Here is a 13,032-nt window from a genome sequence, read left to right on the forward strand (position 1 = left end):
GATGACCGCCCGCAAACAAGCCCTGCTCAAACGTCACCGTCGCCACAAGCGGCTGGTCCTGGCGGTCATCGCCGTCGTGCTGCTCGGCTGCCTGGCGCTGGGGCCCTGGTGGAGCGCGCCGCTGCTGGCGCTGCTGGTGTGGCTCGGCCACGAGGCCTGGTTCGCCGATCACCTCTTCTATTCGCCGCGCGACAACTACAGCTACCAGTTCCCTGCCGACACCCTGGTGCTGGGCCTGCATCTGCAGCACGGTCGCTTGGCCGCGGTGGAATTGCCGCCGGGCGAGCTGACGCTGTTCCTGGAATGCCGCCTCAAGGCCAGTTGGCTAGGCCGATTACTGGATCCCCAAGTACGTCTGCGCGCAGGTGACGACGCGGATCGCCAGGACTTCGAGCGCGGCGTGGTCGGGCGGCGCTATGTCAATCTCAGCGGCTATGCCGAGGCCCTGCGGCGCGGCGAATTGCACCTCTGGACGCGCTTCTGCCGGCTGCAGGGCGAGTTGCGCCTGCACGTCTTCGCCCAGCCGGACCTCCGCAGCAAGAGAGTGATGGTCATCGCGCCCCACGCCGACGACGCCGAGCTGGCCGCCTTCGGTCTCTACAGCCAGGCGCGGGAAGCCAGTATCGTCACCCTGACTCAGGGCGAGATCGAGGCCGGGCACTACCAGCGGTTGGGGCTCGACCGCCAGGCGGCCGCCCGCCTCAAGGGGCGCCTGCGCACCTGGGACAGCCTGGTCACCCCGCTGTGGGGTGGGGTACCAACAGAGCGTTGCGTGCAGCTGGGCTACTACTGCCTGCAGCTGCCGGCCATGCGCCAGGCGCCGGAAGACGCCTTCGGCTCCCGCGAATCCGGCGAAGGCGATGTGCGCAGTGCCCGTCGCCACAACCCCCTGCAACTGCCCGGCGATGTCGACGGCGCCCCCACCTGGCGCAACCTGGTGGCCGATCTGGTGGCCCTGCTGGAGCACTTCCGCCCCGAGGTGGTGGTGCTGCCGCATCCGCAGATCGATCCCCATGCCGATCACGTGGCCAGCACCCAGGCCCTGCGTGAAGCCCTGACCCTCAGCCAGTGGCAGCCCGAGCTCGAATTGCTCTACGCCAATCACCTGCACGACAACGACCGCTGGCCCATGGGGCCGGCCGAGGGCGGCATCGCCCTGCCACCCGCCATCGAGACGCCGGCCCCCCTGGTGCCCTGGAGTCCGCTACTGACTCCCGAGCGGCGGCTGGACAAGGCCATGGCCCTGGGGATGCAGCACGACCTGCTGGTGCCGCTGCCGGCCAAGAAGCGCCTGCGCCGGGCCATCCAGTGGCTGCTGGCCGGTCGCCGCTGGCCGCGCACCGGGGAAGACGAATTCTTCCGCAAGGCCGTGCGGCGTCACGAGCTGTTCTGGCTAAGCCGCCGCGACGAGCTCTGACCCCGGCCTCTCCCGCCGGCAGGCGCTTCCGGGGCGCCTTGGCCCCTATGCTATGATCGCCGCCATTTTCGCGCTTTGGAGCCTGTCCCTATGAAGCTGACCATGCCTCGCTTCGATCTCGCGCCGGTCCTGGTGGTTGGCGACGTGATGCTCGACCGCTACTGGCACGGCACCACCTCGCGGATCTCCCCCGAGGCGCCGGTGCCCGTGGTCCGCGTCGACCAGCACGAGGATCGTCCCGGTGGCGCGGCCAACGTCGCCCTCAACATCGCCGCCCTGGGCGCGCCGGCCTACCTGGTCGGCGTCACCGGTCAGGACGAAGCCGCCGATGCCCTCACCGACAGCCTGAGAGCCGCCCATGTGCAGGTGCGCTTCCAGCGCATCGCCCAGCAGCCGACCATCGTCAAGCTGCGCATCATGAGTCGCCACCAGCAGCTGATCCGCGTCGACTTCGAAGAGCCCTTCGACACCGATCCCCAGGCGCTGGCCTCGGACACCGCCGCCATGCTGGCCGGGGTCAAGGTGCTGGTGCTGTCCGACTACGGCAAGGGCGCGCTGAAGAACCACCAGGCGCTGATCCAGCTGGCCAAGGCCCGCAACATCCCGGTGCTGGCCGATCCGAAGGGCAAGGATTTCTCCATCTATCGTGGCGCCAGCCTGATCACGCCGAATCTGTCCGAATTCGAAGCCATCGTCGGTGTCTGCGCCGACGATGCCGAGCTGGTCGCCAAGGGCAACGAGCTGATGGCGCGCCTGGAGCTGGGCGCCCTGCTGGTGACCCGTGGCGAGCACGGCATGACCCTGCTGCGTCCCGCCCAGCCGGCCCTGCACCTGCCGGCCCGGGCCCGCGAGGTGTTCGACGTCACCGGCGCCGGCGACACCGTGATCTCCACCCTGGCCGCCGCCCTGGCCGCCGGTGAAGACCTGCCGCAGGCCGTGGGGCTGGCCAATCTGGCTGCCGGTATCGTGGTCGGCAAGCTGGGCACCGCCGCCATCAGCGCCCCCGAGCTGCGTCGCGCGGTGCAGCGTTCGGAAGGCTCCGAGCGCGGCGTTCTGTCCCTCGAACAATTGCAGCTGGCCATCGAGGACGCTCGCGCCCATGGCGAGAAGATCGTCTTCACCAACGGCTGCTTCGACATCCTCCACGCCGGCCACGTGACCTATCTGGAGCAGGCACGCGCCCAGGGCGATCGGCTGATCGTGGCGGTCAACGACGATGCCTCGGTGACCCGGCTGAAAGGCCCCGGTCGACCGATCAACAGCGTCGACCGGCGCATGGCGGTGCTGGCCGGCCTCGGCGCGGTGGACTGGGTCATCCCCTTCAGCGAGAACACCCCGGAGCGCCTGCTGGAACAGGTGCGCCCGGATGTGCTGGTCAAGGGCGGCGACTACAAGAGCGTGGACGAGGTGGTCGGCGCCCAGATCGTGCAGGGCTACGGCGGCGAGGTGCGCATCCTCGGTCTGGTGGAGAACAGCTCTACCACCGCCATCGTCGAGCGCATTCGCAACCGTACCTGAGCCCGGACGCTCGGGTTAAGCTGGCGCAGAACCGCTACGGAGCTGCGCCATGTCCTCGACGCCCCTGCTGATCCTGGGTACTGCCGTTTCCAATGACCAGAGCGCTGGTCAACCGCTCGGCCATCCACTCAAGCTGGCCAACCGCCACGGCCTGATCGCCGGCGCACGGGCACCGGCAAGACCGTGACCCTGCAGCGCCTCGCCGAAGCCTTCAGCGATGCCGGCGTCGCGGTCTTCGCCGCCGACATCAAGGGCGATCTCTGCGGCCTCGGCGCGGCCGGCGCGCCCCAGGGCAAGCTGGCCGAGCGCATCGCCGCCCAGGGCCTGCCGCACCAGTCCCAGGCCTATCCGGTCACCCTCTGGGACGTCGACGGCCGGAGCGGTCATCCGCTGCGCACCACCCTGAGCGAGATGGGCCCGCTGCTGCTGGGCAATCTGCTGGAGCTGACCGACAGCCAGCAGGCCGCCTTGCACGCCGCCTTCAAGGTGGCCGATCGCGAAGGCCTGCTGCTGCTCGACCTCAAGGACCTCAAGGCGGTCCTCAATCACCTGCGCGAACAGCCCGACGCCCTGGGCGAGGACCGTGCCCTGTTCACCGGCGCCTCGGCCCAGGCGCTGCTGCGCAGGCTGGCGACCCTGGAGCAGCAGGGCGCCGAGGCCTTCTTCGGCGAGCCGGCCCTGCAACTGGAAGACGTGCTGCGCCCCGAGCCCGACGGCCGTGGACGCATCCACCTGCTCGACGCCAGCCGCCTGGTGCACGAGGCGCCCAAGGTCTACGCCACCTTTCTGATCTGGCTGCTGGCCGAGCTGTTCGAGCAGTTGCCCGAGCGCGGCGATGCCGATAAGCCGGTGCTGGCGCTGTTCTTCGACGAGGCCCACCTGCTGTTTGGCGACACCCCCAAGGCCCTGCGCGAGCGCCTGGAGCAGGTGGTGCGGCTGATCCGTTCCAAAGGCGTCGGCGTCTATTTCGTCACCCAGTCCCCCGCCGATCTGCCGGATACCATCCTGGCCCAGCTCGGCTTGCGCATCCAGCACGGCCTGCGCGCCTTTACCGCCCGGGAGCAGAAGGCGCTGCGCGCGGTGGCCGACGGCTTCCGCCTCAATCCGGCCTTCGACAGCCTGGAGGTGCTGACCGAGCTGGGCATTGGCGAGGCCCTGGTGGGCAGCCTGGAAGACAAGGGCACGCCGGCGATGGTCCAGCGCGTGGCCATCGCCCCGCCGCAATCCCGGGTCGGCCCGCTGAGCGAAGTCGAGCGCCAGACGCTGATCCGTCAGTCGCCCCAGGCGGGTCGCTATGACCGGGCGGTGGATCGCGAATCGGCCTACGAGATCCTGCGCGATCGTCAGGCCGAGCGGGTCCCGGCGCAGGCGCCGGCAGCGGAAAAGACCCAGAGCGGGCAGGGTGGTGCCCTCGGCGATCTGGTGGGCGAACTCGCGGGCAATGCGCTCAGGAGCGCGGCGCGCCAGGCGGCCAATCAGCTCGGGCGGCAGCTGGTACGGGGGCTCCTCGGCTCCCTGCTGGGCGGCAAGCGCCGCTAGCCGATTCGCCGGCAAAAAAAGACCCCGCCTGGGCGGGGTCTTCTGGCTTCACGCAGTCGTTACATGCGCGGGGCGACGGGGTTGGCGTCGTTGGAGATGGTCACTTCCACGCGACGGTTCAGGGCGCGGTCGGAGGCGTTGCTGTTGCTGGCCACCGGGAAGTTCTTGCCATAGCCACGGGCCTGGATGCGGCTCGGCTCGACGCCGGCGCTGACCAGGGCGGTCTGGATGGCCTGGGCGCGACGCTCGGACAGCTGCTGGTTGTAGGAGTCGCTGCCGACGCTGTCGGTGTAGCCCTCGACGATCACCTTGCGCTCGGGATTCTGCTTCAGGTAATCGGCCAGCTTCTGGGCGTTGGCATAGCCCTGGGGCTTGAGTTCGGCCTTGTTGAAGTCGAACAGCACGTTGCCAAAGGTCACCACGGTGCCGCGCTCGGTCTGCTTGGCCTGCAGGGCGTCCTGCAGCTGCTTGAGCTGGGCGGTACGGGCGTCCAGGCGGGCCTGGGTGCGCTCGGCATCGACGCCCTGCATCTGGGCTTCGGTCATGCGCAGCTTGATGGTCTGCATGGCCGTCTGGATGCGCTGGTTGGTCAGGTAGGCCAGCTGGTCGACGGTCTTCTCGTTTTCACCGTCCTTGTAGGCCTTCTCGGTCTTCTGCAGCCAGGTACCGGCGTCCTTGGTCTCCAGGGCGGCCAGTTGGGCGGCCTGCGGCTGGGATTCCAGGGCGGAGTAGTCGGACTTGGCCTTTTCCAGGTTGGGGTTGGGCGGCGTGGAGCACGCGGCCAGGGCCAGGCTGAGCAGCGACACGGCAGGGATCAGAATGTGTTTACGCATGATGGTCGTCCTTTTAATTCGTGAAGGGAGGAAAGGGGCGGTCGCTTACTGCTGGACCTTCTTCTGCAGGTTCTGCTGGAGCTGCAGGTTGATCTGACCTTCCTCACGGATCTGCTGGATGCTGTTCTGGGCATCCTTGAGAGCGGCATCGGCCTTGGCGGCCTGGGTCTTGCGGGTGGCCAGGCGGGCATCCCACTCGGCCTGCTCGGCCAGTTGCTTGGCTTCGTCGTACTTCTCGTTGGAGAGAGCGGTCTGGGCCTGGGTCCACTTGTCCTGGGCCGACTTGGTCTCGATGGGCGCGAACTGGTTGCCACCGGAGCTCACGGCCTCGTTGACGGCGGACTGGGTCACGGCCATCTGCGCGGTCGGCGGATTGCCGGCGCAACCGGCCAGCAACAGCGAGCTGCCCAGGGCAAGGGCTGCCAGTTTCAGGGTGCAGGCTTTGGAAAGGGACTTTTGGGCAGTGGCACTCTTCATGGATTCAAGCTCCGTTGTTGATCCGAAAAGCGCGCCGCCGGCACGGGCAGGGCGGGCGCCTGGTCATGTAAAGCCGCATGTGGAAACAAGCCCGGCGCGGCCCTGAGAGGCCCGAGGCGGGTGCTGACAACCAGCCCTCGTCCAGCGCTGCGGTCTGACTCTGTGACCGCTCATCCGACAAAAATGTTCACTGGCTATCGAATTTCGCCAGGGCGCGGAGGCCCTTGGCAGAGCGGTAGCGCTGTAGGTAAAGGTGCAGGTCGGCGGCTAGTCGGGCGTTTCGGACTGCAGGCGATGCAGGTGCTTGCGCGCCAATTCGAGAAAGCGCGGGGTGGTGCCGGCATCGGCGTAGAGGGGATCGCCAAGCTCGTCGGTGGCCACCACGTCCTCGCCCTGCACATAGGGAAAGCTGGCCTCCAGCTCTTCGAAGGCGGCCGCCAGCAATTCACCGAGCAGGGCCTCGGGCGTGCGCTGGGGATAGAGTTCGCAGAGGGCCTCGAGACGGGCCGCGGTCTCCAGCTCCAGGTCGAGGTGGTAGCGGCGGGTGGTGCTGGAGGTGGTGGCCTGCTGCTCCCATTGGTGAGCGAGTTCGCGAATCTTCATGGGCATCTCCCGTGGCTTAGGCAAAGGTCGGATATTCAGGTCGAGCGCGGCTGGGCACCCTGCAACAGCCGGGGCTTGCAACCGTGACAGCGGGGTGCTGTCCTCTGCGCTAGACCGCAGCGGTTGCCGTGAGGTCCGAACCGGTACTTTCGAGGAGCACGAGATGGTGGAAATCGATGTTCGCCTGCGCGAGCAGGTGCGTTTGCTGGGTGAGCTCCTGGGGCAGACCATTGCCGACCAGCATGGCGCGGCCTTTCTCGACAAGATCGAGCGGATCCGCAAGGGCGCCAAGGCCGCCCGTGGCGGCTCCGCGGAGGGTGCCCGCCAACTGGGCGACACCCTGGATACCCTGGCCGAAGACGAACTGCTGCCGGTGGCGCGGGCCTTCAGTCACTTTCTCAACCTCGCCAACATCGCCGAGGAATATCACCGGGTCAGACGCCGCACCGAAGACGAGCCGCCGCCCTTCGAGCAGCAGGTACTGCCGGAATTGCTGGAGCGCCTGGGCGCGGCCGGTCACGCGGGTAGCGAGCTGGCCGAGCGGGTGGCGGCGCTGGACATCGATCTGGTGCTGACCGCCCACCCCACCGAGGTCTCGCGGCGGACCCTGATCCAGAAATACGACGAGATCAGCGCGCAGCTGGCGGCCCTCGATCATCGCGACCTGACCTCCGCCGAGGTGGCCGCCATCGAGGCACGGCTGCGTCGGCTGATCGCCGAGGCCTGGCACACCGAGGAGATCCGCCGCCAGCGGCCGACGCCGGTGGACGAAGCCAAGTGGGGCTTCGCGGTGATCGAGAATTCGCTGTGGCAGGCGATCCCCAGCCTGCTGCGCAAGTTGGACGACTGCCTGCAGGAACGCACCGGCCAGCGCCTGCCGCTGACCGCGGCGCCGGTACGCTTTTCCTCCTGGATGGGCGGCGATCGCGATGGCAATCCCAACGTCACCGCCGCCATCACCCGCGAGGTGCTGCTGCTGGCGCGCTGGATGGCCGCCGATCTCTACCTGCGCGATGTCGACCGGCTGGCCGCGGAGCTGTCCATGCAGGCGGCGAGTCCGGCCCTGCGCGAACAGGCCGGCGATCACCCGGAACCCTATCGCAAGGTGCTCAAGGTGCTGCGCGAGCGGTTGCAGATCACCCGCAGCTGGGCGGCCCATGCCATCACCGATCCCCATGCCGGCGCCCGTCATATCCTCAGCGACAACGCCGAGCTGATCGCCCCGCTGCAGCTGTGCTACGACTCCCTGCAGCACTGTGGCCTGGGCGTCATCGCCGATGGCTCCCTGCTCGATACCCTGCGCCGGGCCCGTACCTTCGGTCTCTATCTGGTGCGCCTGGACATCCGCCAGGACGCCGCGCGCCATGCCGCGGCCCTGGCCGATATCTGCCGCTATCTCGATCTGGGCGACTACGCCGCCTGGAGCGAGGCACAGCGCCTGGAATTCCTGCGTGGCGAGCTCGGCAGCCGGCGTCCCCTGCTGCCGCTGGACGCCGAGCTGGAGGCCGATACCCAGGAGGTGCTCGCCACCTGCCGCGTGATCGCCGCCTCGCCGCCCGATGCCCTGGGCTCCTATGTCATCTCCATGGCCGGCGCGGCGTCGGATGTCCTCGCCGTGCAGTTGCTGCTGCGCGAGTGCGGGGTACGCCAGCCGATGCGGGTGGTGCCGCTGTTCGAGACCCTCGACGACCTGGATCATGCCGGCAGCGCCATCGCCAGCCTGCTCGATCTGCCCGACTACCGCGCGCGCCTGGCCGGTCCCCAGGAGGTCATGATCGGCTATTCCGATTCGGCCAAGGACGCCGGCACCCTGGCGGCGGCCTGGGCCCAGTACCGTGCCCAAGAAGCCCTGGTGGACATCTGCGCCAGTCGGGGCGTGGAACTGCTGCTGTTCCATGGCCGCGGTGGCACCGTGGGGCGGGGCGGTGGCCCGGCCCACGCGGCCATCCTCTCGCAACCCCCGGGCTCGGTGGCCGGGCGCTTCCGCACCACCGAACAGGGCGAGATGATCCGCTTCAAGTTCGGCCAGCCGGCCATCGCCGAGCAGAATCTGGCGCTCTACCTGGGCGCCGTGCTGGAAGCCACGCTGCTGCCGCCGCCCGCGCCGGAGCCGGCCTGGCGCGAGCAGATGGATCGCCTGGCCCGCGACAGCCTGCAGGCCTATCGCGGCGTGGTGCGCGAAGACCCGCACTTCGTCAGCTATTTCCGCCAGGCCACCCCCGAGCAGGAGCTGGGCCGGCTGCCCCTGGGCAGTCGCCCGGCCAAGCGCCGCGAAGGCGGCGTGGAAAGCCTCAGGGCCATCCCCTGGATCTTCGCCTGGACCCAGACGCGGCTGATGCTGCCGGCCTGGCTCGGCTGGGAAAGGGCTCTGGAAGAAGCCGAGCGCCGGGGCGAGTCGCCGCTGCTGCGCGAGATGCGCGAGCGCTGGCCGTTCTTCCAGACCCGCATCGACATGCTGGAGATGGTGCTGGCCAAGGCGGAGGCCGAACTGGCGCGGCTCTACGACCAGCGCCTGGTGGAAGCCGACCTGCAGGTGCTCGGCAGCCAGCTGCGCGAGCGGCTGCGCCAGGCGGGCGTGGCGGTGTTGCGCCTGACCGGGCAGGGCGAGTTGCTCGAACACCATCCGGAAACCCTGGTGTTCATCGCCGTGCGCAACACCTATCTCGATCCGCTGCACCTCCTGCAGATCGAGCTGCTGGCCCGGGCGCGGGCGGCCGGCGAAAGCCAGCCGGCGGCGCTCGATCAGGCCCTGCTGGTAAGCGTGGCCGGGATCGCCGCAGGACTGCGCAATACCGGTTGAACAGACTGTCGCTTTTGCCGGCGCCCGGGGTCGTCTGGACGGGCCCGGCACCTGCGACGCTTGGTAACTTGTGCGGCCAGAGGGCGCTGTGTATGGTTGGTCCCTTTGGCCGTCTCGTGTCGTCGACAACAATCATCGCGACAGCGCCCTGCGCGGGCTGCCAGTCCGAGACCATTCTAAGGAGCTACAGATGCGCGTAATCCTGCTGGGAGCGCCCGGTGCCGGCAAAGGTACTCAGGCCCGGTTCATCACTGAGAAATTCGGCATTCCGCAGGTTTCCACCGGCGACATGCTGCGGGCCGCGGTCAAGGCCGGCACGCCCCTGGGCCTGCAGGTCAAGGACATCATGGACAACGGTGGCCTGGTCTCCGACGAGATCATCATCGCCCTGATCAGCGAGCGTATCCTCGACGCCGATTGCGCCAAGGGTTTCCTGTTCGACGGCTTCCCGCGCACCATTCCCCAGGCCGAGGCCCTCGAAGCCGCCGGCGTTAAGATCGACCACGTGCTGGAAATCGCCGTGGATGACGAAGAAATCGTCCAGCGCCTGTCCGGTCGCCGCGTGCACCCGGGTTCGGGTCGCGTCTATCACATCGAACACAATCCGCCGAAGGTCGCCGACACCGACGACCTGACCGGCGAGCCGCTGGTACAGCGCGAAGACGACCGCGAAGCTACCATTCGCAAGCGTCTGGACCTCTATCATTCCCAGACCAAGCCGCTGGTGGACTTCTACCAGAAGCTGGGCGCCGCCCAGGGCACGCCGAAGTGCAGCCGCATCGAGGGCGTGGGTTCGGTGGATGCCATCACCGCCAAGGTGCTGCAGGCGCTGAACTAAGCGCCGGTCACGGCCGCCTGTGCCTGCAGGCGGTCCGGTCAAGGCGCCGTCCTGGCGTCACGACCGATGGGCGGGTCCCCTCGCGACCCGTCTTCCTCTAGAATGCGCAGCCCTTTTCCCAGTTGCGGATCTGCCCCATGTCCATCCTGCTCGCCCTCGACACCGCCACCGAAGCCTGCTCGGTCGCCTTGCATCTGGGCGACGAGATCATCCATCGCTACGAGATCGCGCCGCGCCTGCATGCCCAGCGGGTCCTGCCCATGGTGCAGGAGCTGCTGGCCGAGACCGGTCTGAGTCTGGCGCAGGTGGACGCCATCGCCTTCGGGCGTGGTCCGGGCGCCTTCACCGGCGTGCGCATCGCCATCGGCGTGGTGCAGGGCCTGGCCTTCGGCCTGGACCGACCGGTACTGCCGGTGTCGAATCTGGCGATCATCGCCCAGCGCGCCTGGCGCGAGCGCGGCGTGACCCAGGTGGCTGCGGCCATCGACGCGCGCATGGACGAGGTCTACTGGGGCTGCTATCGCCTCGACGGCGCGGCCATGGTGCTCGCGGGGGCGGAAGCCGTGCTGGCGCCCGAGGCCATTGCCCTGCCGGCCGCCGCCACCGGCGACTGGTTCGGTGCCGGCACCGGCTGGGGCTATGTCGGCCGCATGGCCGTGCCGCTGATCGAGCAGGATGCCACTCTGTTGCCCCATGCCCGGGACCTGGCGGTTCTGGCGGCCACCGCCTGGCAGCGCGGCGAAGCCGTGTCGGCCGAGTCCGAAGCGGCGCAACCCGTCTATCTGCGTGATCGGGTCGCCACTCCCAAGCAGTCGGTCTGACGGCAGGAAACCACGCGTAATAGTCTGACGTCCAAGCTGTAGATGCCGCTCGTCCGCCGGTCGCGACGGGCGTCCGGCCCTTGATTGTCATAGCTTTCGACCCTACTTAGAGTAGTGCCATCCGTTCGGGACCTGCCATGCGCATTGACAGCGGCTATGCCTCCTCTGCTTATCCCCTGAATCGTTCCTCGCGCGCGGTCACGCCCGTACGCGAGGTGGCGAAGGATGAGGACGCCCGCCAGAATGCCATCGCCCGAGAGGCCGCAGGCAATCCCCGGTCCGACGTCGCACCCCTCCGCCGTGTGGAAGCGGCTGCGGCGACCGATGCCGGCAATGGCAACGGTAACGGCCTGGTGCTCAGCGAGCGCGAAGGGCGCTTCGCCAGTCAGCTCACTGCCCGTGCCCAGCAGGCCCTGGCCAGCTACGGCAGCACCGCCGCCTTCGGCGCCGAGCCGGACGGCTCCTCCAGCGTCGTGGGCCTCGACCTCTACGCCTGATGCTGCCGTACTTTCTCGGCTGCCCCTCCTGGAACGACAACGCCTGGCGCGAGAGCCTCTACCACGGCTTGCGTCCGGGTGATTTCCTGCCGCGTTACGCCCAGGTGTTCAACGCCGTGGAAGGCAACACCACCTTCTATGCCTGGCCCGCGGCGGACACCATCCGCCGCTGGGCCGAATTGATGCCGACCGGCTTTCGCTTCTGCGCCAAGTTTCCCCGCGACATCAGCCATGCCGAGGATCTGCGGGTGCAACTCGCCAGCGCCCGTACCTTTCTCGAATTGCTGGCGCCCCTGGGCGAACGGGCCAGCCCGCTGTGGCTGCAACTGCCAGCGGGCTTCGGGCCCGATCGGCTGAAGGAACTGCAGGTCTTTCTCTCGGCCATGGCGCCGCGTTGCGCCCTGGCGGTGGAGGTCCGGCACCTGGCCTTTTTCGACAAGGGCGAGTCCGAGCGGGCCCTGAACCGGCTGCTCATGGACCTGGGCGTGGAGCGCGTCGGCCTGGATTCGGCCGCCCTGTTCAGCGCCGATCCGAGTGAGCCGGCCGTGCGCCTGGCCCAAGCCAAGAAACCGCGGGTTCCGGCTCGCGCCCTGGCGTTCAGCGAGCATCCCCAGGTGCGCTTCATCGGCCGCCTGGAGTTGGCCGCCAACGACTACTACCTGGCCAAGTGGGTCACCCGGGTGGCCGACTGGATCGAGGCGGGCAAGGTGCCCTATGTCTTCCTGCACACCCCGGACAACCGCCAGGCGCCCGAGCTGGCCCTGAGATTCCATGCCCAGCTGCGCGAACGCCTGCCCGGTCTGCCGGCATTGCCCGAGCTGAGCACCGCCGACACCGAACAACTCGGTCTGCTCTAGCCCACGCCGGTTGTCGCGATACGTTTGGCGACGTTTTCGCCGGCATTCCCGCGGCTCGCTCCGGTCAGATGAGGTCTACCGCCTCGCGAATCTCCTTCGGCGCGCCGCATGAAAGCCAGACACCTGCTCGGTCTCGTCATCCTGCTCTATGGCGGTCTGCATACCGCCTTCGACCAGGGCTGGCTGCGTATCCCGCCGGCCTACAATCCCTGGGCGCCGCTGGATATCCAGGCCCCCACCAATGCCGTCACTCGCCTCAAGCTCTGGCGTCTGCAGGCCGATGCCGACTATTGCGCGGCGTCCCTGGCCACCTCGGCGCTCAACTATCGGGAGTTGCGTGGCAATGCGGGGTCGGCCGACTGTCCGCTGGAGCGGGCCGTGCGCATCCAGCGCGGTGAAGGGGTAAGACTCAGCGGCAGCTTTCTCGCCAGCTGTCCCCTGGCGGTGAGCTTCGCCTTGTTCGAGCGACAGGCGCTGCAGCCGGCGGCCGAAGCCGTCTATGGCCAGCGGGTGGCCGAGGTGGAGCACTATGGCAGCTTCGCCTGCCGCAACATCTATGGCCGCACCAGCGGCCGGCGCAGTCAGCACGCCACCGCCAATGCCCTGGATATCGCCGGGTTGCGCCTGGCCGACGGTCGGCGCATCAGCGTAGCGCGGGACTGGACCGGCGATCCCCAGGCCCAGCGCTTCCTGCGGCTGGTGCGCGACGGGGCCTGCCGGTCCTTCAATACCACCCTGGGACCGGACTACAACGCGGCGCACCGCGATCATTTCCATGTCGACATGGGTGGCTTTCGCGTCTGCCGGTAGAATGACGGGTCTTTTCGCCTGC

At 68.4% G+C, this 13,032-nt stretch carries 11 protein-coding genes and 1 pseudogene; 9 read left to right on the forward strand and 3 right to left on the reverse strand.

Annotated elements, in window-relative coordinates:
• Window position 1 precedes the first annotated feature (1 nt).
• The 3 genes and pseudogenes from PSEK12I1_RS0122925 to PSEK12I1_RS24060 all read left to right on the forward strand — a co-directional run bounded on the left by PSEK12I1_RS0122925 (window position 2) and on the right by PSEK12I1_RS24060 (window position 4,474).
• The gene (locus tag PSEK12I1_RS0122925) at window positions 2-1,417 is read left to right on the forward strand and encodes a PIG-L deacetylase family protein (protein ID WP_027603049.1); all 1,416 of its coding nucleotides are present in this window, start codon (window positions 2-4) and stop codon (window positions 1,415-1,417) included.
• Between the two features lie 90 nt (window positions 1,418-1,507).
• A complete protein-coding gene (gene hldE / locus PSEK12I1_RS0122930; protein WP_027598567.1) occupies window positions 1,508-2,935 on the forward strand; it encodes a bifunctional D-glycero-beta-D-manno-heptose-7-phosphate kinase/D-glycero-beta-D-manno-heptose 1-phosphate adenylyltransferase HldE in 1,428 nt (475 codons plus the stop codon).
• 49 nt (window positions 2,936-2,984) lie between these two features.
• A pseudogene (locus PSEK12I1_RS24060) lies at window positions 2,985-4,474 on the forward strand (helicase HerA-like domain-containing protein).
• A gap of 59 nt (window positions 4,475-4,533) precedes the next feature.
• On the opposite strand, the gene PSEK12I1_RS0122940 reads toward PSEK12I1_RS24060, so the two are convergent.
• From PSEK12I1_RS0122940 to PSEK12I1_RS0122950, 3 genes are all read right to left on the reverse strand, one after another.
• A complete protein-coding gene (locus tag PSEK12I1_RS0122940) occupies window positions 4,534-5,307 on the reverse strand; it encodes an OmpA family protein (RefSeq protein ID WP_007161971.1) in 774 nt (257 codons plus the stop codon).
• Between the two features lie 45 nt (window positions 5,308-5,352).
• Window positions 5,353-5,784, reverse strand: a complete 432-nt coding sequence (locus tag PSEK12I1_RS0122945; protein ID WP_007161972.1) for a DUF4398 domain-containing protein — start codon at window positions 5,782-5,784, stop codon at window positions 5,353-5,355.
• Window positions 5,785-6,051: 267 nt separating this feature from the next.
• Window positions 6,052-6,387, reverse strand: coding sequence for a hypothetical protein (locus PSEK12I1_RS0122950; protein ID WP_007161973.1), 336 nt, complete (start codon window positions 6,385-6,387; stop codon window positions 6,052-6,054).
• Between the two features lie 163 nt (window positions 6,388-6,550).
• Here PSEK12I1_RS0122950 and ppc point away from each other — a divergent pair, with 163 nt between their 5' ends.
• From ppc to PSEK12I1_RS0122980, 6 genes are all read left to right on the forward strand, one after another.
• Complete coding sequence (ppc, locus tag PSEK12I1_RS0122955) at window positions 6,551-9,187, forward strand: phosphoenolpyruvate carboxylase (protein ID WP_027603050.1); 2,637 nt, start codon at window positions 6,551-6,553, stop codon at window positions 9,185-9,187.
• 190 nt (window positions 9,188-9,377) lie between these two features.
• Window positions 9,378-10,025 carry an adenylate kinase gene (gene adk, locus PSEK12I1_RS0122960; protein ID WP_007161975.1) on the forward strand — a complete coding sequence of 216 codons (648 nt, stop codon included), beginning with the start codon at window positions 9,378-9,380 and terminating at the stop codon, window positions 10,023-10,025.
• Window positions 10,026-10,162: 137 nt separating this feature from the next.
• Window positions 10,163-10,846 carry a tRNA (adenosine(37)-N6)-threonylcarbamoyltransferase complex dimerization subunit type 1 TsaB gene (gene tsaB, locus PSEK12I1_RS0122965; protein WP_007161976.1) on the forward strand — a complete coding sequence of 228 codons (684 nt, stop codon included), beginning with the start codon at window positions 10,163-10,165 and terminating at the stop codon, window positions 10,844-10,846.
• 137 nt (window positions 10,847-10,983) lie between these two features.
• Complete coding sequence (locus PSEK12I1_RS0122970; RefSeq protein WP_027603051.1) at window positions 10,984-11,343, forward strand: hypothetical protein; 360 nt, start codon at window positions 10,984-10,986, stop codon at window positions 11,341-11,343.
• Window positions 11,343-12,200 carry a DUF72 domain-containing protein gene (locus PSEK12I1_RS0122975; protein WP_007161978.1) on the forward strand — a complete coding sequence of 286 codons (858 nt, stop codon included), beginning with the start codon at window positions 11,343-11,345 and terminating at the stop codon, window positions 12,198-12,200. The genes PSEK12I1_RS0122970 and PSEK12I1_RS0122975 overlap by 1 nt, the downstream gene beginning before the upstream one ends.
• 108 nt (window positions 12,201-12,308) lie before the next feature.
• The gene (locus PSEK12I1_RS0122980; protein WP_027603052.1) at window positions 12,309-13,010 is read left to right on the forward strand and encodes an extensin family protein; all 702 of its coding nucleotides are present in this window, start codon (window positions 12,309-12,311) and stop codon (window positions 13,008-13,010) included.
• Window positions 13,011-13,032 lie beyond the last annotated feature (22 nt).

This window comes from Pseudomonas sp. MOIL14HWK12:I1 (assembly GCF_000510705.1).
Classification (GTDB): Bacteria; Pseudomonadota; Gammaproteobacteria; order Pseudomonadales; family Pseudomonadaceae; genus Chryseomonas; species Chryseomonas oryzihabitans.

What these genes read in the sequence shown, in the direction of transcription:
- PSEK12I1_RS0122925 (WP_027603049.1), top strand. Translation starts at nt 2, where the DNA reads ATGACCGCCCGCAAACAAGCCCTGCTCAAACGTCACCGTCGCCACAAG.
- hldE (WP_027598567.1), top strand. Translation starts at nt 1,508, where the DNA reads ATGAAGCTGACCATGCCTCGCTTCGATCTCGCGCCGGTCCTGGTGGTT.
- PSEK12I1_RS0122940 (WP_007161971.1), bottom strand. Translation starts at nt 5,307, where the DNA reads ATGCGTAAACACATTCTGATCCCTGCCGTGTCGCTGCTCAGCCTGGCC.
- PSEK12I1_RS0122945 (WP_007161972.1), bottom strand. Translation starts at nt 5,784, where the DNA reads ATGAAGAGTGCCACTGCCCAAAAGTCCCTTTCCAAAGCCTGCACCCTG.
- PSEK12I1_RS0122950 (WP_007161973.1), bottom strand. Translation starts at nt 6,387, where the DNA reads ATGAAGATTCGCGAACTCGCTCACCAATGGGAGCAGCAGGCCACCACC.
- ppc (WP_027603050.1), top strand. Translation starts at nt 6,551, where the DNA reads ATGGTGGAAATCGATGTTCGCCTGCGCGAGCAGGTGCGTTTGCTGGGT.
- adk (WP_007161975.1), top strand. Translation starts at nt 9,378, where the DNA reads ATGCGCGTAATCCTGCTGGGAGCGCCCGGTGCCGGCAAAGGTACTCAG.
- tsaB (WP_007161976.1), top strand. Translation starts at nt 10,163, where the DNA reads ATGTCCATCCTGCTCGCCCTCGACACCGCCACCGAAGCCTGCTCGGTC.
- PSEK12I1_RS0122970 (WP_027603051.1), top strand. Translation starts at nt 10,984, where the DNA reads ATGCGCATTGACAGCGGCTATGCCTCCTCTGCTTATCCCCTGAATCGT.
- PSEK12I1_RS0122975 (WP_007161978.1), top strand. Translation starts at nt 11,343, where the DNA reads ATGCTGCCGTACTTTCTCGGCTGCCCCTCCTGGAACGACAACGCCTGG.
- PSEK12I1_RS0122980 (WP_027603052.1), top strand. Translation starts at nt 12,309, where the DNA reads ATGAAAGCCAGACACCTGCTCGGTCTCGTCATCCTGCTCTATGGCGGT.